The organism is Sulfuriferula sp. (assembly GCF_054605375.1).
Map to the genome: position 1 here is coordinate 107,774 of NZ_JBTSEG010000003.1, position 23,334 is coordinate 131,107.

General features: G+C 52.9%; 19 protein-coding genes and 2 tRNA genes. 16 read left to right on the top strand and 5 right to left on the bottom strand.

All coding sequences use genetic code 11. The features are described from left to right. Window positions 1-2: 2 nt before the first annotated feature. The 7 genes from clpP (at window position 3) to ACYCZJ_RS03275 (ending at window position 7,074) form a co-directional block, all read left to right on the top strand. Window positions 3-632 carry an ATP-dependent Clp endopeptidase proteolytic subunit ClpP gene (gene clpP / locus ACYCZJ_RS03245; RefSeq protein ID WP_461552788.1) on the top strand — a complete coding sequence of 210 codons (630 nt, stop codon included), beginning with the start codon at window positions 3-5 and terminating at the stop codon, window positions 630-632. A gap of 29 nt (window positions 633-661) precedes the next feature. Further along, window positions 662-1,921: an ATP-dependent Clp protease ATP-binding subunit ClpX gene (clpX, locus tag ACYCZJ_RS03250; RefSeq protein ID WP_461552789.1), complete on the top strand. Its 1,260-nt coding sequence runs from the start codon at window positions 662-664 to the stop codon at window positions 1,919-1,921. Between the two features lie 157 nt (window positions 1,922-2,078). After that, window positions 2,079-4,496, top strand: a complete 2,418-nt coding sequence (gene lon / locus ACYCZJ_RS03255) for an endopeptidase La (RefSeq protein WP_461552790.1) — start codon at window positions 2,079-2,081, stop codon at window positions 4,494-4,496. A 156-nt stretch (window positions 4,497-4,652) separates the two neighbouring features. Then, complete coding sequence (locus ACYCZJ_RS03260; protein ID WP_147072812.1) at window positions 4,653-4,925, top strand: HU family DNA-binding protein; 273 nt, start codon at window positions 4,653-4,655, stop codon at window positions 4,923-4,925. Window positions 4,926-4,934: 9 nt separating this feature from the next. After that, window positions 4,935-5,010 (top strand) — tRNA-Val (locus tag ACYCZJ_RS03265). Window positions 5,011-5,031: 21 nt separating this feature from the next. Continuing rightward, window positions 5,032-5,108 (top strand) — tRNA-Asp (locus ACYCZJ_RS03270). Window positions 5,109-5,166: 58 nt separating this feature from the next. Then, window positions 5,167-7,074: a SurA N-terminal domain-containing protein gene (locus tag ACYCZJ_RS03275; protein WP_461552791.1), complete on the top strand. Its 1,908-nt coding sequence runs from the start codon at window positions 5,167-5,169 to the stop codon at window positions 7,072-7,074. 142 nt (window positions 7,075-7,216) lie between these two features. On the opposite strand, the gene ACYCZJ_RS03280 is transcribed toward ACYCZJ_RS03275, so the two are convergent. Both ACYCZJ_RS03280 and fabI read right to left on the bottom strand, forming a co-directional pair. After that, entirely contained in the window at window positions 7,217-7,447 is a 231-nt protein-coding gene (locus tag ACYCZJ_RS03280) for a hypothetical protein (protein ID WP_461552792.1), read from the bottom strand. A gap of 44 nt (window positions 7,448-7,491) precedes the next feature. Continuing rightward, the gene (gene fabI / locus ACYCZJ_RS03285) at window positions 7,492-8,277 is read right to left on the bottom strand and encodes an enoyl-ACP reductase FabI (RefSeq protein WP_461552793.1); all 786 of its coding nucleotides are present in this window, start codon (window positions 8,275-8,277) and stop codon (window positions 7,492-7,494) included. An 83-nt stretch (window positions 8,278-8,360) separates the two neighbouring features. Between fabI and ACYCZJ_RS03290 the strand changes: the two genes are divergently transcribed. From ACYCZJ_RS03290 to ACYCZJ_RS03305, 4 genes are read left to right on the top strand one after another with little or no spacing between them, the layout of a single operon-like run. Next, window positions 8,361-10,517, top strand: coding sequence for an ABC transporter substrate-binding protein (locus tag ACYCZJ_RS03290; protein WP_461552794.1), 2,157 nt, complete (start codon window positions 8,361-8,363; stop codon window positions 10,515-10,517). After that, a complete protein-coding gene (locus ACYCZJ_RS03295) occupies window positions 10,514-11,491 on the top strand; it encodes an ABC transporter permease (RefSeq protein ID WP_461552795.1) in 978 nt (325 codons plus the stop codon). Before ACYCZJ_RS03290 ends, ACYCZJ_RS03295 begins: the two co-directional genes overlap by 4 nt. Next, complete coding sequence (locus ACYCZJ_RS03300) at window positions 11,488-12,897, top strand: ABC transporter permease (protein ID WP_461552796.1); 1,410 nt, start codon at window positions 11,488-11,490, stop codon at window positions 12,895-12,897. Before ACYCZJ_RS03295 ends, ACYCZJ_RS03300 begins: the two co-directional genes overlap by 4 nt. After that, window positions 12,894-14,930, top strand: a complete 2,037-nt coding sequence (locus tag ACYCZJ_RS03305; protein ID WP_461552797.1) for an ABC transporter ATP-binding protein — start codon at window positions 12,894-12,896, stop codon at window positions 14,928-14,930. The genes ACYCZJ_RS03300 and ACYCZJ_RS03305 overlap by 4 nt, the downstream gene beginning before the upstream one ends. On the opposite strand, the gene ACYCZJ_RS03310 is transcribed toward ACYCZJ_RS03305, so the two are convergent. Then, the gene (locus ACYCZJ_RS03310) at window positions 14,911-16,269 is read right to left on the bottom strand and encodes a LysM peptidoglycan-binding domain-containing protein (protein WP_461552798.1); all 1,359 of its coding nucleotides are present in this window, start codon (window positions 16,267-16,269) and stop codon (window positions 14,911-14,913) included. The two genes, ACYCZJ_RS03305 and ACYCZJ_RS03310, sit on opposite strands and share 20 nt — an antisense overlap. Before the next feature lie 344 nt (window positions 16,270-16,613). Next, the gene (gene gloB, locus ACYCZJ_RS03315) at window positions 16,614-17,393 is read right to left on the bottom strand and encodes a hydroxyacylglutathione hydrolase (protein ID WP_461552799.1); all 780 of its coding nucleotides are present in this window, start codon (window positions 17,391-17,393) and stop codon (window positions 16,614-16,616) included. A 14-nt stretch (window positions 17,394-17,407) separates the two neighbouring features. On the opposite strand from gloB, the gene ACYCZJ_RS03320 reads away from it, so the two are divergent. The 5 genes from ACYCZJ_RS03320 (at window position 17,408) to ACYCZJ_RS03340 (ending at window position 22,439) form a co-directional block, all read left to right on the top strand. Then, complete coding sequence (locus ACYCZJ_RS03320; protein ID WP_461552800.1) at window positions 17,408-18,163, top strand: methyltransferase domain-containing protein; 756 nt, start codon at window positions 17,408-17,410, stop codon at window positions 18,161-18,163. Then, the gene (rnhA, locus tag ACYCZJ_RS03325) at window positions 18,156-18,605 is read left to right on the top strand and encodes a ribonuclease HI (RefSeq protein WP_461552801.1); all 450 of its coding nucleotides are present in this window, start codon (window positions 18,156-18,158) and stop codon (window positions 18,603-18,605) included. Before ACYCZJ_RS03320 ends, rnhA begins: the two co-directional genes overlap by 8 nt. Window positions 18,606-18,631: 26 nt before the next feature. Then, window positions 18,632-19,333 carry a DNA polymerase III subunit epsilon gene (gene dnaQ / locus ACYCZJ_RS03330; RefSeq protein ID WP_461552802.1) on the top strand — a complete coding sequence of 234 codons (702 nt, stop codon included), beginning with the start codon at window positions 18,632-18,634 and terminating at the stop codon, window positions 19,331-19,333. Between the two features lie 80 nt (window positions 19,334-19,413). After that, window positions 19,414-20,331, top strand: a complete 918-nt coding sequence (locus ACYCZJ_RS03335; protein WP_461552803.1) for an ABC transporter substrate-binding protein — start codon at window positions 19,414-19,416, stop codon at window positions 20,329-20,331. Continuing rightward, the gene (locus ACYCZJ_RS03340; RefSeq protein WP_461552804.1) at window positions 20,328-22,439 is read left to right on the top strand and encodes an EAL domain-containing protein; all 2,112 of its coding nucleotides are present in this window, start codon (window positions 20,328-20,330) and stop codon (window positions 22,437-22,439) included. The genes ACYCZJ_RS03335 and ACYCZJ_RS03340 overlap by 4 nt, the downstream gene beginning before the upstream one ends. Before the next feature lie 46 nt (window positions 22,440-22,485). On the opposite strand, the gene serB is transcribed toward ACYCZJ_RS03340, so the two are convergent. Continuing rightward, window positions 22,486-23,334, bottom strand: a complete 849-nt coding sequence (serB, locus tag ACYCZJ_RS03345) for a phosphoserine phosphatase SerB (protein WP_461552805.1) — start codon at window positions 23,332-23,334, stop codon at window positions 22,486-22,488.

Here is a 23,334-nt window from a genome sequence, read left to right on the forward strand (position 1 = left end):
GGATGATGGAAAGCCGTAGTTGGGAGCCGCAGGGCTTGGGTCTGGTACCCATGGTGGTCGAACAAAGCGGCCGGGGCGAACGCGCCTACGATATTTATTCGCGCCTGCTTAAAGAGCGCGTAGTGTTTTTGGTAGGCCCGGTAAATGAAGTCTCTGCCAATCTGGTAGTGGCGCAATTGCTGTTCCTCGAATCGGAAAATCCGGACAAGGATATCTATTTGTATATCAATTCCCCCGGGGGGTCAGTGTCGGCCGGGTTGTCTGTGTATGACACCATGCAGTTCATCAAGCCCGATGTGAGTACCTTGTGCATGGGACAAGCGGCAAGCATGGGTGCGTTCCTGCTTACCGCAGGCGCCAAGAGCAAGCGTTATTGCCTGCCCAATTCACGCATGATGATTCATCAACCCAGCGGCGGTTTCCAGGGGCAGGCTTCGGATATTGAAATCCATGCCAAGGAAATTATTTATTTGCGGGCAAGGCTTAATGGCTTAATGGCTCATCATACCGGGCAGCCTGTAGAAGTCATTGAGAAAGACACGGATCGTGATAATTTCATGAGTGCGGAAGATGCCGTGAAATATGGCCTGGTCGACAAGGTAATTACCAGCCGCATGGACAACGTCGGCTAACGCCGGCCAGCTTAGCATCGGAGAGTTTCATGTCAGATAAAGGAAGCGGCGAAAAACTGCTCTATTGCTCGTTCTGCGGCAAAAGTCAGCACGAAGTTCGCAAGTTGATCGCAGGGCCTTCTGTATTCATTTGTGATGAGTGCGTGGATCTGTGCAACGACATCATCCGTGAAGAAGTGCAGCAGGGGCAGGGCGGCAAGTCCGGGAAATCCGATTTGCCCACCCCCCGCGAGATTCGGGAAATTCTGGGTGAATATGTGATTGGTCAGGAAAAAGCCAAACGTATTCTCTCTGTGGCCGTATACAACCACTACAAGCGTCTGCGCCATCTTGGTGGCAAGGACGAAGTGGAATTGGCTAAAAGCAATATTCTGCTGATCGGCCCCACCGGTTCGGGCAAAACCCTGTTGGCACAAACCCTGGCGCGGCTGTTGAATGTTCCTTTTGTGATCGCCGATGCGACAACACTGACCGAAGCTGGCTACGTGGGCGAGGATGTGGAAAACATCATCCAGAAATTGCTGCAAAAGTGTGACTACGATGTGGAGAAGGCAAAAAATGGTATTGTTTACATTGATGAAATAGACAAGATTTCACGAAAATCCGACAATCCATCAATTACTCGTGACGTATCCGGCGAAGGTGTACAGCAGGCATTGCTGAAACTGATTGAGGGAACCACCGCTTCGATCCCCCCTCAGGGTGGCCGCAAACATCCGAATCAGGAATTTGTGCAGGTTGACACCAGCAACATCCTGTTTATCTGCGGCGGAGCTTTTTCAGGCCTTGAAAAGGTGGTGCAAAACCGTTCTTCCAAAGGCGGCATCGGCTTTGGTGCGGAAGTCAAAAGCAAGGATAACAGTCGCAATATTTCACAACTGCTGCGCGATGTAGAGCCGGAAGACCTGATCAAGTTCGGCCTGATTCCGGAATTCGTCGGACGTTTGCCCGTCGTTGCTACACTTGAAGAGTTGGATGAAGAAGCACTGGTTACCATACTGACTCAGCCCAAAAATGCGCTGACCAAGCAATATGCGAAATTGTTCGAGATGGAGGGTGCCGAGCTGGAGTTTCGCGATACCGCCCTGGCAGCGATTGCCAAAAGAGCGCTGGAGCGTAAAACCGGGGCACGTGGACTGCGTTCGATTATCGAGCATGCGCTACTCGATACCATGTTCGAGCTCCCTTCCATGGATAACGTCACCAAGGTTGTGCTGGATGAATCGGTGATTACTGGTGAAGGCAAACCTTTACTCATTTATTCAGATCAACCGAAAGTAGCTTCCTGAACTATCGAGGGCAATCTTTGGATTGCCGAGCGTAAAATATTTACGCATGAATTCAATCGCTTATGGCACATCTGTGCAAGTGCGACTTGAATTTGCTTGAGCCGCCCTGCATTTGGTGTCCTGGTCTATTTTTACTGACATAAGGTTAAACACCATCATGGCCTTACTCCAAGACTCCGAAGAATTAACGCTTCCCCTCTTGCCATTGCGGGATGTTGTCGTTTTCCCGCACATGGTTATTCCCTTGTTTGTTGGCCGGCCAAAATCGATCAAGGCGTTGGAAACAGCAATGGAAGCGGGCAAGAGCATCCTGCTGGTAGCGCAAAAATCCGCTGCCAAGGATGAGCCGACACCGGATGATTTGTACACTATCGGTACGGTCGCCACGATATTGCAAATGCTCAAATTACCTGACGGTACTGTAAAAGTACTGGTGGAAGGTAATCAGCGTGCCAATGTTATCGAGTATTCCGATGTGGATACCCATTTTGCCGGGCGTGCCGAACTGGTGCCTGCCGATGATACGAGTGCAGACAACGAGGCAGAAGCAATGCGCCGCGCACTGGTTGCACAGTTCGACCAGTATGTGAAACTCAACAAGAAAATTCCCCCTGAAATACTCACCTCGCTGGTGGGTATTGACGAAGCCGGGCGCTTGGCGGATACCATTGCGGCCCATCTTCCACTGAAGCTGGAACAGAAGCAGGAAATCCTGGAAATGTTCCCGGTGCGCGCCCGCCTCGAACATCTGATGAGTCTGATGGAGGGTGAAATCGACATCCTTCAGGTGGAAAAGCGCATCCGTGGGCGTGTCAAACGCCAGATGGAGAAGAGCCAGCGCGAGTACTATCTGAATGAGCAGGTCAAGGCAATCCAGAAAGAGCTTGGTGACATGGAGGAGGGAGCTGACCTCGAAGACCTCGAGAAGCGTATCCAGGAAGCTCACATGTCCAAGGAAGGCCTCGCCAAAGCCGAGTCAGAGCTCAAAAAACTCAAGCTGATGTCACCCATGTCTGCAGAAGCCACAGTTGTGCGCAGCTACATTGAAACCCTGGTGGGATTGCCATGGAAGAAAAAAACCAAGATCAGCAAAGACTTGAAAAAGGCAGAAGCGATTCTGGACCTTGATCATTACGGCCTGGATAAAGTCAAGGAACGCATTGTCGAGTACCTGGCCGTTCAGCAGCGCGTGGACAAGCTTAAAGGCCCCATTCTGTGCCTTGTTGGACCACCTGGTGTTGGTAAAACTTCTCTGGGCCAATCCATTGCGAAGGCAACGAATCGCAAATTTATCCGCATGGCATTGGGTGGCGTGCGTGATGAATCCGAAATTCGTGGCCACCGGCGTACCTATATTGGTTCAATGCCGGGCAAGATACTGCAAAGCATGAGTAAGATAGGTGTGCGGAACCCGCTGTTTCTGCTTGATGAAGTAGACAAGATGGGGCAGGATTTCCGCGGTGACCCTTCCTCGGCGCTGCTTGAGGTGCTGGATCCGGAACAGAATCACACCTTTGCCGATCACTATGTTGAGGTGGAATTCGATCTTTCCGACGTGATGTTTGTGGCGACGGCAAATACCTTGAACATCCCCGCGCCACTCCTGGATCGTATGGAGATTATTCGCTTGTCAGGTTACACCGAGGACGAAAAAGTCAATATCGCTGAACGTTATCTGGTAGACAAACAGATGAAGGCAAATGGTCTCAAGCCTGAAGAATTTGCGATATCCGAGAGCGCATTGCGTGACATTGTGCGTTATTACACGCGTGAATCCGGCGTGCGCAGCCTTGATCGTGATATTGCCAAAATTTGCCGCAAAGCCGTCAAGGCGTTGCTTATGAAACAAGGCAAAGCCAGCAAAATCAGCGTGACAGCCCGTAATCTGGATAAGTATCTGGGTGTGCGCCGTTTCAATTACGGCGTCGCAGAGAAAAATAACCAGGTTGGTCAGGTGACTGGTTTGGCATGGACCGAGGTAGGGGGCGAATTGCTTACTATTGAGGGCGTGCTACTGCCTGGTAAGGGCAAGGTGATTACGACAGGTCAACTCGGCGAAGTGATGCAGGAGTCTATCCAGGCTGCAATGTCGGTAGTACGTAGTCGCTCTGCTGTCCTGGGTATTCCGCAGGATTTTTACCAGAAGAATGACATCCACATCCACTTGCCGGAAGGTGCTACGCCAAAGGATGGTCCAAGTGCAGGCGTAGGCATTTGTACAGCCATAGTATCGATATTGACTGGTATCCCGGTGCGCGCAGGTGTAGCAATGACTGGTGAAATCACGCTGCGTGGCGAAGTGCTGCCGATTGGTGGATTGAAGGAAAAATTACTGGCAGCTCATCGTGGCGGGATTAAAACTGTCCTCATTCCTGAAGAGAATGTGCGCGATCTGGTGGATATTCCTGAAAACATCAAGAATAAACTGGATATTCAGCCGGTGAAATGGATAGATCAAGTGTTGAATATGGCGCTTGAACGTATGCCGGAAGGGTTGCCAGATATTCCGGCACCACCTGAAGCTGCACCGGCTGCTGTTGAGCCAGACAAAGTGGCGGTGATTACCAAGCACTGATTTAAGCCTGTTTTGTCCGATGTAATGAATTACCGCCCTCCGGGGCGGTTTTTTATGGGAAATGGCCGGAAGCCGCTTGACATCTGGTTTTCCGCCTTGTTATAAAGCGGATGCAGGGCATTCCTGTGGCTGAACTCTATGAGAAAGGGGACACACGTGAACAAATCCGAATTGATCGATGCTATCGCCGAATCTGCCGACATTTCCAAGGCAGCAGCCGGTCGTGCATTGGATGCTGCTGTTGACGCAGTTAAAGTCGCATTAAAAAAAGGCGACATGGTGACGCTGGTTGGTTTTGGCTCCTTCTATGTTGGTAAGCGTGCTGCCCGCACTGGTCGTAATCCGCGTACTGGTGCAGCCATTAAAATCAAAGCGGCTAAAGTTCCTAAATTCCGTGCTGGAAAAGCGCTCAAAGATGCAGTAAACTAGCGCCTTTCCGGGTGCTTAGCTCAGCTGGTAGAGCGTCGCCCTTACAAGGCGAATGTCGGGGGTTCGAACCCCTCAGCACCCACCAGTTATGACAATACCGGTATTTGGAGTGGTAGTTCAGTTGGTTAGAATACCGGCCTGTCACGCCGGGGGTCGCGGGTTCGAGTCCCGTCCACTCCGCCAATACGAAAGGCGAACGCAAGTTCGCCTTTTTTCGTTTGAATGGGATCAATAACCTACTATGCTAGATGCAATTCGTGAGCGTGCACAAGGCTGGCTAGCCAAAGTGATATTGGCGCTGATTACGATTCCCTTTATGTTGTGGGGAATGGAATCCTATTTTAATAATACCGGTGGTGGCGATGTGCTGGCCAGCGTCGATGGTTACAAGGTGACGCGCCCGGAATTCGACCGGGCGCTCAAATCACAGCAGCAGGAAATGCGTGCATCCATGGGAGCCGCCTATGATCCCGCCATGTTTAATGATCCGAAAATTCGTCAATCCATTCTGGACGGCATCATTAATCAGCATTTGATTATCAACGCTGCCACCAAGGCAGGCATGGTTGTTACGGATGCTGAAATGGCAAAGATCATTGGCAGTCTGCCCGCGTTTCAGGAAAACGGGCAATTCTCGCAAACTCGTTACGAACAAGCTCTGCGCCAACAGGGTATGAGTATCGGTCAGTTTGAAAATCAGCTGCGCCAGGAGCTGTTGATTAACGATGTTCGCTCTGTTTTCCAGGCTTCATCCATTTTTCCATCCAATGTTGCCGCACGTTTCTTGCAGGCATATGAGCAAAAACGCGAAATCAGTACGGTTAAACTCACCCCTGAACAATTTCTGGGTCAGGTTCACGTGGGCGCTGCGGATATACAAAACTGGTATAACGCTCACAAGGCGGATTACACATTACCGGAACAGGCGCGTTTCCAATACGTAGTCCTGTCGCAGGATGCCCTGGCCAGTCAGATCAAGATCAGTGATGCGGAAATCAAGCAATATTATGATCAGAATCTTGCGAAATATAGCGAGCCGGAGCAACGTCGTGCCAGTCACATTCTGATTGCGGTCAAAGCAAGCGATAGCGTACAACAACGCGCTGCGGCCAAGGCCCGTGCCGAAGCCATATATCAGCAGGTCAAAGCAAATCCTGCCAGTTTTGTCGAGATAGCCAAACGCGAATCAAATGATACGGGCTCTGCCTTGCAAGGTGGCGATCTGGGCTGGTTTTCACGGAAAGCAATGGTCAAGCCTTTTGCAGATGCTGCGTTTGCAATGCGTAATGGTGCTATCAGCCAGCCGGTTTTAAGCGAATTTGGTTATCACATCATCGAATTGACTGGCATCAAGCCGGGTCGCACACGCAGTCTTGAAGAAGTGAAAACGGAAATAGAGCGTAGCTTGCAAGAACAAAAGGCCGGTAAACGTTTTGCCGATGCGGCAGAGACATTCAGCAATCGGGTTTATGAACAATCTGACAGCCTCAAACCGGTTTCCGATGCGCTTAAATTACAGATTACGGATTCAGGCTGGATAAGCCGTAAAGGAGGTGGCAATAATGGATTGCTGGGCAATCCAAAAATGCTGCAAGCACTGTTTTCTGGTGACGTGCTGAAAAACAAGCGCAATACTGAAGCGATTGAAGTCTCTCCGAATACATTGGTGTCAGCGCGCTTGCTTGAATACAAACCTGCCGCATTGCAGCCGCTGAATACCGTACATGCTGCCATTGAGCAGCAACTCAAGCGCAGCCAGGCAGTTGCGCTGGCAGAAAAACAAGGCAAGCAGAATTTGGTGGAATTGCGTGCAGGTAAGGAACCTGGCGTGAAGTGGAGTGCATTTCAGCTTATTACCCGGCAGCAAGCTACTGGATTATCCCCGGCGTTGCTTGAACCGGTATTCAGCGCAGCGGAACAAAATTTCCCCGCATATGCTGGCGCTGAAGACGCAGATGGCAGCTACACCCTGGCTCGTGTTACTCGGGTTATCGCGCCGCCTCCGGCGGATGCTGCCAAAATCAAAGCCTTGCAAGGCCAACTGTCACAGTTGACAGCCCAGGCGGATTTTACCGCCTATCTGGCTAGCTTACAGAGCAAGGCCAAGATCGAGATACGTTCAGCGAGTCTGGATAAGGTTGCCGAATAAGCGGGTAGCGTCTCCTGGCTGAATTAGGCTTTTGATCTAAGCCTGCGCAGCCAGGACAGCCTATCGTAGAGCTAACCGACGCCCGAAATGCCGTGAAGCGGTATGAAGAGCGTCCGAGTTGAGCGCCATGTTAGGTATGTGCTCAACCATAAATTACAGACGGAATTTGCAAAGCACTACCGGCCAGAATGAGAACAATGGCAATTTTTTGGCCACGAGCCATATGATTGTTGTTCTTTACAACTTCTTTAGTTGCTTCTTCATCAAGCCAAAAAGAACCAGGACTATAGCCAGCAGGGCTAGACTGCCAAAGAAGGATAGTTCCAATAGCAGTAAAAAAGAGCCCTACGATTGCCAGATACTTGATGAGCATTCTTTCGATACCTATCTATCGATGTGTTGATGAAGCCTGCTGCCTCAGCTTAAGTCCGCCCCTACCGTCGTGTTGAAGCCTGCGTCCACGTAGGTAATTTCACCAGTAATGCCATTCGCCAGATCTGACAACAAAAAAGCTGCTGTATTGCCCACATCCTCGATGGTTACATTGCGGCGTAGGGGTGAGTTTCGCTCCACAAATTTCAATATCTTGCCAAAGTCCGATATGCCACTGGCCGCCAGCGTTTTAATCGGCCCGGCTGACACGGCATTGACGCGAATGCCTTTCGGCCCCAGGCTTTGCGCCATGTAATACACATTGGATTCAAGGCTGGCCTTGGCCAGCCCCATGACATTGTAGTGGGGCAGCGTGCGGATGGCACCCAGGTAACTCAAGGTGAGTAACGCAGCACGTCGGCCCTGCATCATGGGTAATCCTGCTTTTGCCAAGGCGGCAAAACTATATGAACTGATGTCATGGGCGATGCGAAAATTTTCACGCGTGACTGAATCCAGATAATCTCCCGCCAGTGCTTCCTTGGGTACAAAGGCGATCGCGTGGACAATACCGTCCAGACCGTCCCAGCGCCGCCCAAGATCGCTAAATAATTGCGCAATTTCATCATCGCTGGCAACGTCACAAGGCATCACCAGATCGCTGCCGAATTCCCTGGCAAGTTCAGTGACCCGTTCCTTGATTTTTTCACCTTGATAAGTGAAGGCCAGTTCGGCGCCTTCACGTTTGCATGCCTGCGCGATGCCGTAGGCGATGGAACGGTTGCTGATCAAGCCTGTGATGAGGATGCGTTTGCCGGCAAGAAATCCCATGTTTTTTCCTTAAGTAAAAATGCCTGAGCATTATACCTCTTGCGCCGTGACGCTAGTCACGGGCTGGGTTAAACTGCCTTGATATGAATTTTTTTCAGCTCATTATCCTGCTGGCGTTGCCGTTGCTGTTGAGTGCCTGCGGTAATGGTCCCTGGAATGACCCCTATCCCGCCGCCGAGCGTGGTAGCAATGTACTTTATTCTTCATTCGAGGAGCGTCCAAAACATCTTGATCCGGCACGATCCTATGCCAGCAATGAAGCAGAATTTACAGCGCAGATATACGAACCCCCCTTGCAATACCATTACCTGAAACGGCCCTATACGCTTGTCCCGTTGACTGCAACGCAAATGCCAACTGTGACTTATTATGATGCTGCGGGCAAACGCTTGCCCGCCAGCGCGCCACTCCCAGAAATTGCCGAAAGCGTATACGAAATTCATATCCGGCACGGTATTTACTATCAGCCCCATCCAGCCTTTGCACGGGACAAGCAGGGCAAGCTGCGCTATCAGAATATGGGACCGGGTGATTGGCAGGATATTCAGACGCTGCACGATTTTCCTCATGCCGGTACGCGCGAGCTGGTGGCGGCAGATTATGTTTATGAGATTAAACGGCTTGCCGCGCCACAGCTCCATTCACCCATACTGGGTGTGATGGCCGAATACATCCTCGGCCTGAAAGACTATGCTGCGCGACTGGAAAAAATAGCGCATACCTTGCCGCGTGGAATCTATCCTGATTTACAGCATTATCCACTGGCCGGGGCGGAGGTGGTGGATCGCTACACCTACCGCATCAAACTGCGCGGCAAATACCCGCAGTTTCTGTATTGGCTGGCGATGCCTTTTTTTGCGCCGGTACCTTCTGAAGCAGACCGTTTCTACGCTCAATCGGGCATGGCCGAACGCAATCTGAATCTGGATTGGTATCCGGTTGGCACTGGGGCATATATGTTGACCCGGAACAATCCCAATCGTCAGATGGTAATGGAGAGAAACCCGAATTTCCACGGCGAAACCTATCCTCGCACGGGTGAGCCGGGAGATGCGGCCGCCGGTTTGTTAAAAGATGCCGGCAAGCCGTTGCCGTTTATCGACAAGGTGGTTTTCAGTCTGGAAAAGGAAACCATTCCCTACTGGAACAAATTCTTGCAGGGCTACTACGACACCTCCGGCATCAGTTCGGACAGTTTTGACCAGGCCGTGCAGATCAACGCCCGGGGGGTGGCGCAGCCCTCCGAAGCGATGCGCGCCAAGGGTATCCGTTTGACCACGGCAGTCCGGCCATCGAGCAGCTACATGGGCTTCAACATGCTCGATTCGGTGGTGGGGGGGTCCAGCGAGCATGCACGCAAATTACGTCAGGCGATTGCCATTGCGGTGGACTACGAGGAATACATTTCCATTTTTGCCAATGGGCGCGGTATCCCGGCGCAAGGGCCAATCCCGCCGGGTATATTCGGCTACGTGGGCGGCGCAGCCGGGGTGAACCCGGTGGTGTACCGCTTGGTCAATGGTCAGCCAGTACGACACTCGATAGCAGAAGCGCGGCGCCTGCTGGCTGAGGCCGGCTATCCGGACGGGCGCGATGCCAACACCGGCGCCCCGCTGGTGTTGTATTTCGATACCAATGCCAGTGGCCCGGATGCTGCCTCGCGCCTGAGCTGGATAACCAAGCAATTTGCCAAACTGAATATCCAGCTGGTGGTGCGCAGCACCGACTACAACCGCTTTCAGGACAAGATGCGGCGCGGTACCGAGCAGATCTTCGAATGGGGCTGGAATGCGGATTATCCCGATCCGGAAAATTTCCTGTTTTTGCTGTACGGCCCCAACATGAAAGTGGGCAAAAACGGCGAGAACGCAGCGAATTACAGCAATCCGGAATATGACCGCCTGTTCGACCAGATGAAATACCTGGATAACGGCCCCGAGCGCCAGGCCATCATCGACCGCATGGTGAACATCGTGCGCGCGGACTCGCCCTGGCTGTTCGGATTTTTTCCCAAGGCGTTCAGCCTTAGCCATGCCTGGGTCGCACCCAGCAAGCCCAATGTGATGGCCAACAACACGCTGAAATACCGGCGCATCGACCCGAAATTGCGCGAGCAATTGCGTGAGCAATGGAATCAGCCCGTGCTGTGGCCATTGCTGCTGTTATTGCTGGCGCTGATCGCGGCTTTGGCACCGGCGCTGTGGGCGTGGCGACAACGTGAACGGAGTGCTGCGCGATGATTGCCTACTTGCTGCGCCGCATTTTATACGCCATCCCGATACTGATCGGGGTTAACCTGCTGACTTTTGCGCTGTTTTTTGTGGTCAATACCCCGGATGATATGGCGCGTATGCATCTCGGCACGAAGCGCGTCACGCCGCAGGCAATCAGCAACTGGAAGGCAGAGCACGGTTATGCGATGCCACTGTTTTATGACGCTGATGCACCGGATATCAAGAAAATCACGCAAACTATTTTTTTCGAGAAGTCGGTACGCATGTTCGTGCTTGATTTCGGCAGTTCCGATGACGGGCGCGACATCTGGCATGAGATCAAGAGCCGGGCCGGTCCCAGTCTGGCCATCGCGGTGCCGGTATTTATCATCGGGTTGCTGGTGAACACTACCTTTGCCCTGTTGATGGTATTTTTTCGTGCCACCTATCTGGATTTCTGGGGAGTCGTACTGTGCGTGGGACTGATGTCGATTTCCGGCTTGTTTTACATCATTGCCGGGCAATTCCTCATTGCCAAACTGTGGCATCTGCTCCCGATTTCGGGCTTCAGCGGCGGGATTGACGGGCTGCGCTTTATCATTCTGCCGGTGGTGGTTTCCATTGTTGCGGGAATCGGCAGCGGTGCGCGCTGGTACCGCACTATTTTCCTCGAGGAGATCGCCAAGGATTACGTGCGTACAGCGCGTGCCAAGGGCCTGTCCGAGTGGCGCGTGCTGTTCCGCCACGTGCTGCAGAACGGCATGATCCCCATCCTCACCGGCGCGGTGGTGGTGTTGCCGCTGCTGTTCATGGGTAGCCTGATCACCGAATCGTTTTTCGGCATTCCGGGTCTGGGCAGCTACACCATAGACGCCATCCAGTCGCAGGATTTTGCCATCGTGCGCGCCATGGTGTTCATCGGTTCGGCGCTCTACATTATCGGCTTGTTGCTGACCGACATTTCCTACACCCTGGCTGACCCAAGGGTGCGCCTGCAATGATGTTCAAGCCGGTCATGCTGTGGACGGATGCGCTAATATTCCTGCTGCTGGCCGCAGTAGGCATATTCACCTGGTATGTGCGCCGCCACGACCATCTGCGCGTACCGTGGCGGCGCGTGCTGACCAACCCCACCGGTATGGCTGCGGCTGTGGTGTTGATGGTGTTCGTGGTGATCGGCTTGCTGGATTCACTGCATTACCGGCCCGCATTGACGAGCAAAGCCGGACAGCCGGCCCGATACGGAGTCGAGGTACTCAGTGCGCTCGATGCCATGCTGCCCGAGCTTCGAGCGCACAAGGAAAAAACCTACTCGGCACCTTTGGCAACCCATCTCTATGCCAAGGAAGCCATTGTGCTGGCCGATGGTCGTAGCGTGCGTGATTATCCGCGTCTGAAATACGGTGGCGCTCAATTGACAGACACGCATTCCCAATGGGAGCACGATATCCTGCAACGGATCATCGCCGGCGTGCTGAAAGGTCTGGCTTTGACGGTACTTCTCGTATTGCTGTTGAGTGCGTCACTGGCACGTCAGCAGGCCATCGGTTTGAAGGTCGCACTGATTCGTCTGCTGCGAGATGGTGATGCGATACCCTGGCGTACCCTGTTGATTACCTGTTCCATCCTGCTGGTACTGGGTCTGGTGATTGCTCAACTAGCGGCAGCTTACCATGTATTCGGTACCGACAAGGTAGGGCAGGACGTGCTCTACAGTTCCTTGAAAAGCATCCGTACCGGCCTGGTCATCGGCACATTGACGACTTTGGTCATGTTGCCATTTGCGTTGCTACTGGGGATTGTGGCTGGCTATTTCCGCGGCTGGGTGGATGATCTGATCCAGTACCTGTACACCACGCTCAATTCCATTCCCGGCGTATTGCTGATTGCGGCTTCAGTGCTTATTGTGCAGGTGTATATCGAAGCTCATCCGGATATCTTCGACACGACTGCCGCACGTAGCGATGTGCGCTTACTGTTTCTTTGCCTGATCCTCGGCGTGACCAGCTGGACAGGATTGTGCCGCCTGTTGCGCGGCGAGACGCTGAAACTGCGCGAGCAGGAATATATCCAGGCTGCCACTGCATTTGGGGTATCGCACTGGCGCATTATCACGCGCCACATTCTGCCCAATCTGCAACATCTGGTGCTGATTACCGTGGTCATGGATTTTTCCGGTCTGGTACTGGCTGAAGCCGTGTTGTCCTACGTGGGCGTCGGCGTGGATCCGGCCACCTATAGCTGGGGCAACATGATCAACTCGGCACGTCTGGAAATGGCGCGTGAACCGGTTGTGTGGTGGCAATTGAGTGCGGCGTTCGTGTTCATGTTCGCACTGGTACTGGCAGCCAATCTGTTTGCCGACAGCGTGCGTGATGCATTCGATCCGCGCGGGAGAGCGCAATGAAATCGATCCCGTTGTTGCAGGTAACTGATTTGCGCACGCGTATCGGTGCTGTACGCGCCGTGGATGGGGTGAGTTTCAGTGTTTCTGCGAATGAAACCTTCGCGCTACTGGGAGAATCCGGATGCGGTAAATCCATGACGGCCTTGTCCATCATGCGGCTATTGCCGCAGCAGGCGCAGATTGATAGCAGCGCACAGGTTTTACTGGAAGGCCGAGATTTGCTGGCTTTGCCCGAGACTGCCATGCGTTCAGTACGGGGCGGGTCTATCGGCATGATATTTCAGGAGCCGATGACCAGTCTCAACCCGGTGCTCAGCGTTGGCGAGCAGGTCGGTGAATCGCTGCGCCGTCATCGTGATCTGAGTGGTGCCACCTTGCGCGCCGAATCCATCGACTTGCTCGATGCAGTCGGCCTGCCGGATGCGGCACGGCGTATTCGAGAATATCCATTCCAGTTATCCGGCGGTATGAAACAGCGCGTCATGATCGCGATTGCCTTGTCCGGCAATCCGCGCCTGCTTATCGCCGATGAACCGACGACCGCGCTGGATGTGACCATTCAGGCGCAGGTGTTGCAATTGCTGCGCCGCATCCAGCGTGAGCGCAGCATGGGTATGTTGCTGATTACCCATGACCTGGGCGTGGTTGCGGAAATGGCCGATGTCGTGGGAGTGATGTATGCCGGCGAGCTGGTGGAAATTGCACCGCGCGATACATTTTTTGCCACACCGTTTCATCCCTATAGCCGCAAGTTGTTTGCCGCGTTGCCGGGCAGGGGGCAGCGTGGCAGTGCGCTGGAAGCCATACAGGGTATGGTGCCCGCGCTTGACAGCACATTTGTTGGTTGTCGGTTTGCCCCGCGTTGCGATGCCGCATTTGAGCGTTGCCGGCATGAGGTGCCAATGTGGACGCAGCTCGCTGAGGGACATGCGGTGCGCTGCCATCTGGTCGACAGTACCAGCTGTACAGCACTGCCTGTAGCCGTAGCATCGACACCGATATCGCAAGCTGAGCAGATCAAACCGGCCGCACTTTTGGAGGTGCGTGATCTGGAAGTGCATTTTCCTATCCACAGTGGCCTGTTGCAACGCAAAGCAGGCGCGGTCAAGGCAGTAGACGGCCTGTCGCTGGATCTTGGGATAGGCGAAACGCTGGCGCTCGTGGGTGAGTCGGGTTGTGGTAAAACCACCGTTGGCAAAGCCATTATTCAGCTGATCAAACCGACCGCTGGTAGTGTGTGGTTCAAAGGCAGTGAACTTGGCCGGCTCGGGACTGCGGCATTGCGTGCGCAGCGCAGCGGATTCCAGATGGTTTTTCAGGATCCCTATAGCTCGCTCAATCCGCGGATGCGCGTGGTGGATATTCTGGAAGAAGGCATGATGGCGCTGGGTGTCGAGCTGGCCAGCGGGGCGCGCAAAAAGATGATGACGCAATTGCTGGATCAGGTTGGCTTGGCGCAGACAACGCTGTACCGTTATCCGCATGAATTTTCCGGTGGCCAGCGCCAGCGCATTGCCATAGCACGTGCGCTGGCGGTGCGCCCTAAATTGATTGTATGCGATGAGCCGACGAGTGCACTGGATGTTTCTGTACAGGCGCAGATTCTCAACCTGCTTAAAGACCTGCAAAATGAATTAGGATTGAGCTATTTGTTCATCACCCACAATCTTCCTGTGGTGGATTATCTGGCACAGCGTGTCGCAGTTATGTATCTGGGCCGGATAGTGGAAATGGGCGACACCCAGACAATCCTTGAGCATCCACGTCATCCCTACACCCAGGCATTACTCTCTGCAGCACCGGTAATAGCAGGACCACGACCCATAGTGATTCATCTGCATGGCGATCTGCCGTCGCCTGCGCAGCCACCCACGGGTTGTCACTTTCATCCACGCTGCGGGTATGCCATGGATATCTGCGGAAAGGTATATCCGAGCCGAACCGAGATTGATCCTGGGCAAGCGGTTTGGTGCCATCTTGCGAATCAGCTCGCTGATGGCGTTGACGAAAAAACTAATTCAGCACCAGTTTAGTGCCGGGTTTGATTGCGGTTGAGTGTTTGATGCGATTCCAATGCTGAATGTCTTTCACGGAGACATCGAATTTTTCGGCAATGCGGGACAAGGAATCTCCGTGCTTTACAGTGTAATGGCGAGTCTTGGCATGATGCTTTGCCGATACCAGCTTGCGCCTGTGTCCACCTTCATTGGTTTCGGCAACGACAATCCGGCTACCGACTCGCAGATGCGAGCCACGTATATGATTCCAGCGTTTGATTTCAGCAATGCTGACATGATGCTGCTGCGCGATTATTCCAAGTGTGTCACCTCTTTTTACTTTGACTGTCCGCTCGTGGCGTGTAGCGGGTTCTGATTTCGAGGATACGTCGGCTAACCGGACGGTCGTATTGTGGCGGAGTGGCAACATCAGAGAATAGTTGGCGGCCAATCTGCCTTTGCGTGTGAGCTTGATTTTATTGTGCTGCTTGAGCCAGGCTAGCGTTACATGGAATTTTCTTGCGATAGTGGCGGCGCGTTCCCCTCTGCGCGCTGAGTAAAACTGCCAGCTGACCAGCGGATGATCGTAATTTTTCAGATTATCTGAAAAGGCTTCGGCCTTATCTACGGGAAGCAGAATGGGTTGAGCCGATTCCCAACGAACGACAGGTTTGGTAAATGCAGGATTGAGAGATTTGAAGTCCTTGACCGGCATGTCCGCCAGTTTGGCCGCCAGCTTCACGTCAATGGATTTATGCAGGCTGACAGCAACAAAATAGGCTTGATTGGGAATGCTGTCGAGGCTGATGCCAGCAATGGCCGGATCGGAAATGATTTCTTTCACCGCCATCAGTTTGGGGACATAGTGCCGTGTTTCAGTCGGCAAACTCAGACTAAGATAATCGGTGGGCAGACCTTCAGCTTCGTTCTTGGCGATAGCGCGTGCAACGCAGCCTTCACCGCAATTGTAGGCGGCAAGCGCCAGATCCCAGGTGCCGAAAATATCATGGAGTCTTTCCAGGTAATCCAGCGCAGCATCTGTGGCGGCGACGATGTCGCGTCTCCCGTCATACCAGTTGTTCTGTTTCAGGCCAAAGTCCTTACCCGTGGTCGGAATGAATTGCCAGATACCCGAAGCATGGCTACGCGAGTAGGCCATGGGATTGAATGCGCTTTCCACGATGGGGAGCAGGGCAATCTCTGCAGGCATGCCGCGTTTTTGCACTTCTTCCATGATATGGAACAGGTACATCTTGCTGCGTTCTATTATGCGGCGCAGATAATCCGGACGTTCCGCATACCATTCGACGTGAGTTGCAACCAATGGGCTATCAAGCGGCTTGAGTGCGAAGCCATTGCGTATGCGTTGCCACAAGTCATCCGTATCGGCAGGGGAAGGGTCAGTCGCATTCTCAGTTTGATCTGTAATGTCGCTTGCCGGTAAGATGTGCTGATCATCGGGCGATGGATTTACGGTCGACAGGGCGGGTGCGCTAGCAATCCGAGTTTCAGATATGACCGTGACAGTGACGCCACTTTGCGACGTGACCGAAGAAGCACTGGTTCCTTCAGCAAAGGCTGAAGGAACCAGGCTTGTAGTCAGTAAACAAAGGAAAAGGGGAAGGCGAAAGATTTTCAGACGGTGTGACTTATTCATAAGTGGGGCTTATGGTACTGGAGCGACCCGGGAGGGTCAAGGCGCCCAAGTTTGGTGCGTATTTATGCGCGAAATGTGTTTTTCATTTCCCGTAAGGCGGTGAATACAGCAATGTTATCCTGCAAGGGTTTTTTCGCCCAGGATTCAGCCGATTTACGTAATGCGTTTATATGACAGCGTAAAAAGGGATTGGTCGCTTTTTCCAGCCCGATGCTGCTAGGCAGGGTCGGCATATCAGCCGAGCGCTTATTGCGTTCGATACAAGCGCGTTCGATCAAGGCGGGATTATTGCCATCCACGCTGAGCGCAAAATCGATGTTGGCAAGTGTGTATTCGTGAGCGCAATAAACAGCCGTATCATCAGGGAGTTGTGCCAGTCGGGCAAGTGAATGGCTCATCTGCGCGGGCGTGCCTTCAAATAACCTGCCGCAACCCGCCGCAAACAGGGTATCGCCACATAACAAGAGACCTGTACCATAATAGGCAATATGTCCCATGGTATGCCCCGGCACATCGAGCACATGCAAATCCAGCATCAATTCGGGTAGGGACACTATATCTCCATCGTGCAGCGGACGGGTAATGCCGGGGATGGTTTCAGTGGCCGGACCGTATACAGGCACAGGGTAGTGTTTCAGTAGTTCCAGGTTGCCTCCGGTGTGGTCGGCATGGTGGTGTGTGGTTAAAATAGCCACAAGCTGTAACTGTTTGTCGCGTAAAAACTGTAATACTGGTTGCGTGTCACCGGGATCCACCACTACCGCAAACGCATCGCGGCGGATGACCCATATATAGTTGTCGGTAAAGGCGCGGACCGGTGTCAGATAAATATCAGAATGCATAGGGACAGGATAGCATGCCACACACGACCATTTCTCTGGATGAATGGCTGGAAACGCCACTGGGACAGCACCTGCTGGCTCGGGAGAGTGCTTATTTCGACACCGTAGTTGCCGACATATTCGGTTTCAATGCGGTTCAGATCGGCCATCCTGAGCTGGATTTATTGCGTAACTGCCGTATCCCGAAGCGCTATCGGGTCGGGTATGACGGCACTGTGGCATTGCGTGCAGATATGGAACTGCTGCCGTTCGCCAGTCAATCAATGGATTTGGTCGTGATTCCGCATACGTTGGAATTCGCAGCTCACCCTCACCAGGTCCTTCGTGAAGCAGAACGTATCTTGATGCCGGAAGGCCATCTGATTGTCAGCGGCTTTAATCCGCGTAGCCTGTGGGGTGCCACGCGCTGGTTGAAGCAGCGTGAGGATGAATTTCCGTGGTGCGGTCGTTTCATCACTTTGCCGCGCCTCAAGGACTGGCTATCCCTACTGAGTTTTGAAACGGAAGGAGGGCGTATGTGTTGTTATACCCCGCCGTTCAGTCAAGCCAGATGGCTGCAGCGCTTTGCCTTTATGGAAGCCGCGGGCGACCGCTGGTGGGCAATGGGTGGGGGAGTCTATTTCATCAAGGCCGTCAAACGCGTACAAGGCATGCGTTTGATTACACCTAAATGGCGCGAACCGGCTGTCAAATCGGCAGCACTCACTCCGGCCGCTAGGAATGTAGTGAATTTGAATCAATACAGAAAGTTAAAACATCCTAATGAATGACTGTAATTTACCCGTCATCAATATCTATTCGGATGGGGCATGTAAAGGTAACCCCGGTGTGGGCGGTTGGGGCGCATTGCTGGTGAGTGGGGAACATCGCAAGGAACTGGTGGGTGGGGAACGCCTGACAACCAACAACCGTATGGAGTTAACGGCTGTTATTGAAGCCTTGCAAAGCCTGAAACGCAATAGCCAGGTTTGCATCCATACCGATTCGCAATATGTATTAAAGGGGATTACTGAATGGTTGCCCAACTGGAAAAGGCGCGGTTGGCGCACCAGTGGCAACGCACCTGTCAAGAACGTAGACTTGTGGCAACGTCTGGATGAGTTGGTTGTCCAGCATCAGATCGAGTGGCGATGGGTAAAGGGCCATAATGGACATCCCGGTAATGAACGCGCCGACGCACTCGCCAATCAGGGTGTACTGACAGTACAGTAACCAATTGTAAGCAGGCGACTACACTTATGAGACAAGTATTTCTTGATACTGAAACGACTGGCCTCGATCCGAGACAAGGACACCGAATTATTGAAGTAGCCGGCGTGGAGATGATCAATCGGCGTCTGACTGGTAACCATTTTCATCGTTATCTTAATCCTGAGCGCGATATCGATGCAGGTGCGCAACAAGTGCATGGCCTGACCAGCGAATTCCTGCAGGACAAGCCGCGTTTTGTTGATGTTGTGGATGAGATGATTGCATTTTTAAGCGGTGCCGAACTGGTCATTCATAACGCGCCATTCGATCTGGGTTTTCTGAATGCCGAATTGCAGCGACTGGATCGCCCGCTTATGGGCGACTATTGTTTGGATGTGATCGACACACTGAAATTAGCCAAAGACTTGCACCCTGGTCAAAAAAACAATCTGAATGCGCTGTGCAGGCGTTATGAAGTGGACAATGCCAGCCGGACCCTGCACGGAGCTTTGCTCGATGCCGAGTTATTGGGCGCCGTTTATCTGGGAATGACGCGTGGCCAGGAAAGCCTGATGATGGAGGTGGAAACAAAACCTGCACAGGTTAGCCATCATTCCAGCGGGGCGCATGCCCCCATAAAAATCATTCAGGCGAACCCGCTTGAATTGGCCGCGCATGAGGCTGAACTTACACTGCTGGAACAGGAAAGTCGTAAAACCAGCCTATGGCGCTCTTCACAGTCAGGATAAGTGACCATTCTGGTAAATTCGATCTCGTGCATCTTTCTCCTGTCATTCCCATATCAGATGCAACTGGTTGGGGCTGGTTGATGATATATCGGCTGATATTGCTGTCGGTTGCCGGCCTGTTTGCCAGCACATCATCCTGGGCTGCAGGCGTACTGGTATTGATGAGTCAAACGAGCGCACCCTATCAGGAAGTTGCGGATACCTTCCGTGCAAAATTACAACAGGAACGCCCTGCCGTTCTGGTTGCTGTTGAACCTTCACTGGAACGCGCGGAAAGTGCCATATCGGCGGATACCCGTTTGCTGGTGAGTATCGGAATGAGGGCAACCCGGGCGGCGCTGGCACTGAATACGCGTGTTCCGGTTCTGGCTGTGCTGGTACCCAAAGACAGTTTCGCTGCCTTGGTTTTATCAGCCAACGAAATACGCAGGCCGATCAGTGCCATTTATCTTGATCAACCTTATTCACGTCAGCTTGCCATGATCCGGCTGGCTTTTCCAGAACGTCGAAGGTTGGGCGTATTGTTGCGTGAGCAAAACCGGCTAAAACTTGACGCGCTATTGGCATCGGCAAAATTACAAAAAATGCAGGTTAGCGGCGAGCTGATTTCAAATACGGATGAGATCGTACCGTCTCTGGAACATTTACTGGCCTCCAGCGATCTGCTCCTGATACTGCCGGATGCATTGCTATATAACAAAAACGATATACAGGGCGTGCTACTCACGTCCTATCATTATCATGTTCCCCTGATTGGTTATTCGGAAGCGCTGGTTCGCGCAGGCGCAATCATGGCACTGTATTCCAAGCCTCAGCAGATCGGTTATCAGGCTGCGGAAGTGGTGTCGCGCAGCCTCGGAGCCAGCTTGCCTGCACCACAATATCCCAAGTATTTCACGGTGAGTATCAACCAGCAGGTGGCACGTTCGTTGAATATCTCCGTGCCGGGCGAGATGGTGTTGCAACAGGCATTGCAGCGTTGGGGGCAGGAGCAATGATGAAATCAAGCATACGTCGACGGGTTCTGTTATTGGCGCTCCTGCCTGCCACATTACTGGCATTATCCCTGGGTTATTTTTTCACGTTGTCACGCATCACCGATCTGGATCAGGCGTTGCGTGCGCGTGGCATGGCGATTGTCCGTCACCTTGCACCTGCGTGCGAATACGGCGCGTTTTCCGGTAATAACCAGATACTGCAGCGACTGGCTGATTCAGCGCTTGCCGAACCCGATGTCAATGCGGTGTACATCATGGATCGCAACGGAAGGATACTGGCCAGCAACAGCCTTAAGCTGGGCCGACGGGCTAATTTTCGAGCTGTGGATATGCCGGTTGCCGGCCAGGCAAACAAGGCAGCAGTTATCGCCCGATCCGATTCCTTATTCTTCCGGATGCCGATCAGACAAACCGAAGTTCAGGTCGATGATTATGCATTTACTTCAACACCTGCATCCATCGCTCAGTCCAGGAACGCCCTTCCTTTGGGTTATGTTGCGATAGAGCTATCCCGGTCCGCCACCATGGAACGTCAGAATGCGGTGCTGCGTAGTGCTGCTCTGCTGACTATCGCCGCGCTGATTGCGACCGCGCTACTGGCGCTACGTCTGGGGCGAGACATTACGGTGCCGATCATGAAACTGGCCAGTGCAGTAGACAAAATCGGCAAGGGCAATCTGGATGTGCGCGTCCAGCTGGATGGCAATGACGACGAGTTACGCATCCTGGAAAACGGTATCAACTGCATGGTAAGCAAGCTGCACCGGGCGCATGACAATTTGCAGGAGCAGGTCCTCCAGGCAACTGCCAAGCTTAGCTATCAGGCCAGCCACGATATGCTCACCGGGCTGATCAACCGTCGTGAATTCGAAGCCAGGCTGGAACGTGCATTGTCCAGTGCACAACATCAGGATAGGGAGCATGCCCTGTGCTACATGGATCTGGATCAGTTCAAGATCGTCAACGACAGTTGTGGTCATGTAGCAGGCGATGAGCTATTGCGTCAGCTGACCCTGCATCTGCAACAGGAAGTGCGTGAACGCGATACGCTGGCCCGTCTGGGAGGCGACGAATTCGGCTTGCTACTGGAAAATTGCCCGCAGGACAAGGCGCTGGAGCTGGCAGAAACCATGCGAAAAACCGTGCAGGATTTCCGCTTCAATGTGGGTGAAAAAAGCTTCATGGTCGGTGTCAGTATCGGTATCGTCGTGATCAACCATGAAAGCGACAACGTCGTCAGTCTGCTTACTGCAGCGGATGCCGCCTGTTACGCAGCCAAGGATCATGGCCGTAATCGCATTCACCTCTATCAAATGCAAGACAGTGAGCTCGCCAAGCGCCGTGGTGAGATGCAATGGGTCAATCGTATCCATCTCGCGATCGCTGAAAATCGCCTGCAGCTTTATTTCCAGCAGATCAAACCTCTACAGAACACAGAACAGGAAGGCCTGCATGTGGAGTTGCTGCTCCGCATGATTGATGAAAATGGCCAGTGCATTCTGCCGATGGCGTTTATTCCGGCAGCTGAGCGATATCATTTAATGCCCATGCTGGACCGATGGGTCATGGAAAACAGCTTCAGGCTTTGCGAATCCTACATTGCACCTGACATCGGTAAGTTGCAAACCTGGGCTATCAACCTGTCCGGAGCATCATTGTGCGATGCAGGCTTCGTGCAGTATCTGAAAACCCATCTCAAGGCCAATCCTGTACTGGCACGAACATTGTGTATCGAAATTACTGAAACTGCTGCAATTACCAATCTGGGCGCAGCAAATATGTTTATCAAGGAACTCAAGTTGCTGGGCTGTCGCTTCGCACTGGATGATTTTGGCAGTGGATTGTCTTCACTCAATTATCTGAAAAACCTGAATGTGGATTACCTCAAAATCGATGGCGCCTTTGTCAAAGACATGGTGGACGATGCCATCGATCTGGCGATGGTTGAAGCCATCAACAAGATCGGGCATCAGATGGGATTGCTGACCATTGCCGAATTTGTGGACAGTGAGCGCGTATTGCTCAAATTGAAAGAAATCGGTGTGGATTTTGTACAGGGGAACTGGATACACAAACCCGAACATGCCGAAGTCTTGTGTAAACCCTGATCACTGATCAGTTCCGGTACTTGAGCTGTATCGCCAGCAAGGTGTGTTATGGGGTGCCAAGCAGCGGCAGGACGGCGTCAAGCCCGCTGAAATTCAGCGCGTAACTCGCCTGTGTCTGCACTACAGGCTTGGCGTGATAGGCAATGGAGACGCCTGCTTCGGCCATCATTTTCAGATCGTTTGCACCATCACCCATGGCAATCACCTGTTCGGGCGTGAGTCCCAATTCGGCCCGGATGCGATTGAGGTGGTCCGTTTTGGCTTGCGCATCAACAATCTTCCCGAGCACACGGCCGCTCAGTTTACCGGCGACGATTTCCAGAGTATTGGCAGCAGTGTAATCCAGCCCTAGCCTTGTTTGCAGGCGCTCCGTGAAAAACGTGAAGCCGCCGGATACCAGCAGGGTCCTGATATTGTGCTGCTTCAGCATGCCAAGCATTTTTTCGGCGCCAGGAGAGAGTTGCAGCCGTTCGTCATATACACGTTGCAACGCGGATTCATCCAGCCCGGCCAGCAAGGCCACGCGCCGGGTGAGGCTCTCCGAGAAATCGATTTCTCCTCGCATGGCGGCTTCGGTAATCTGCGCCACTTGCGGTTTGACGCCAACCATGTCGGCAATCTCGTCGATACATTCGATGCTGATCAGGGTGGAATCCATATCCATCACGACCAGCCCGAAATTACCTGGCTGACGTGTAGAGGGAACAAAACCAAAATCCAGTGCTGCCACGTGACAAAAGTCAGCCACCGCGGTATGGCTGTCCGGATTCGCTCCCATCAGGCGAAATACCTGCTGGGAAACCGCCTGAATCTCGTGCGCGCTGCTCAGTATTGCAAGCTGTTTCAGCGACTGGGTGGAAATGTATTTCGCCTGAACAATTAAATTGTAATTCAT

Coding starts and splice junctions, on each gene's coding strand:
- gloB (WP_461552799.1), bottom strand. CDS start 17,393: ATGCATTCTGATATTTATCTGACACCGGTCCGCGCCTTTACCGACAAC.
- rnhA (WP_461552801.1), top strand. CDS start 18,156: ATGAATGACTGTAATTTACCCGTCATCAATATCTATTCGGATGGGGCA.
- lon (WP_461552790.1), top strand. CDS start 2,079: ATGGCCTTACTCCAAGACTCCGAAGAATTAACGCTTCCCCTCTTGCCA.
- ACYCZJ_RS03340 (WP_461552804.1), top strand. CDS start 20,328: ATGATGAAATCAAGCATACGTCGACGGGTTCTGTTATTGGCGCTCCTG.
- ACYCZJ_RS03305 (WP_461552797.1), top strand. CDS start 12,894: ATGAAATCGATCCCGTTGTTGCAGGTAACTGATTTGCGCACGCGTATC.
- ACYCZJ_RS03335 (WP_461552803.1), top strand. CDS start 19,414: ATGATATATCGGCTGATATTGCTGTCGGTTGCCGGCCTGTTTGCCAGC.
- ACYCZJ_RS03320 (WP_461552800.1), top strand. CDS start 17,408: ATGCCACACACGACCATTTCTCTGGATGAATGGCTGGAAACGCCACTG.
- ACYCZJ_RS03280 (WP_461552792.1), bottom strand. CDS start 7,447: ATGCTCATCAAGTATCTGGCAATCGTAGGGCTCTTTTTTACTGCTATT.
- serB (WP_461552805.1), bottom strand. CDS start 23,334: ATGAATTACAATTTAATTGTTCAGGCGAAATACATTTCCACCCAGTCG.
- ACYCZJ_RS03290 (WP_461552794.1), top strand. CDS start 8,361: ATGAATTTTTTTCAGCTCATTATCCTGCTGGCGTTGCCGTTGCTGTTG.
- clpX (WP_461552789.1), top strand. CDS start 662: ATGTCAGATAAAGGAAGCGGCGAAAAACTGCTCTATTGCTCGTTCTGC.
- ACYCZJ_RS03295 (WP_461552795.1), top strand. CDS start 10,514: ATGATTGCCTACTTGCTGCGCCGCATTTTATACGCCATCCCGATACTG.
- clpP (WP_461552788.1), top strand. CDS start 3: ATGATGGAAAGCCGTAGTTGGGAGCCGCAGGGCTTGGGTCTGGTACCC.
- ACYCZJ_RS03300 (WP_461552796.1), top strand. CDS start 11,488: ATGATGTTCAAGCCGGTCATGCTGTGGACGGATGCGCTAATATTCCTG.
- dnaQ (WP_461552802.1), top strand. CDS start 18,632: ATGAGACAAGTATTTCTTGATACTGAAACGACTGGCCTCGATCCGAGA.
- fabI (WP_461552793.1), bottom strand. CDS start 8,277: ATGGGATTTCTTGCCGGCAAACGCATCCTCATCACAGGCTTGATCAGC.
- ACYCZJ_RS03275 (WP_461552791.1), top strand. CDS start 5,167: ATGCTAGATGCAATTCGTGAGCGTGCACAAGGCTGGCTAGCCAAAGTG.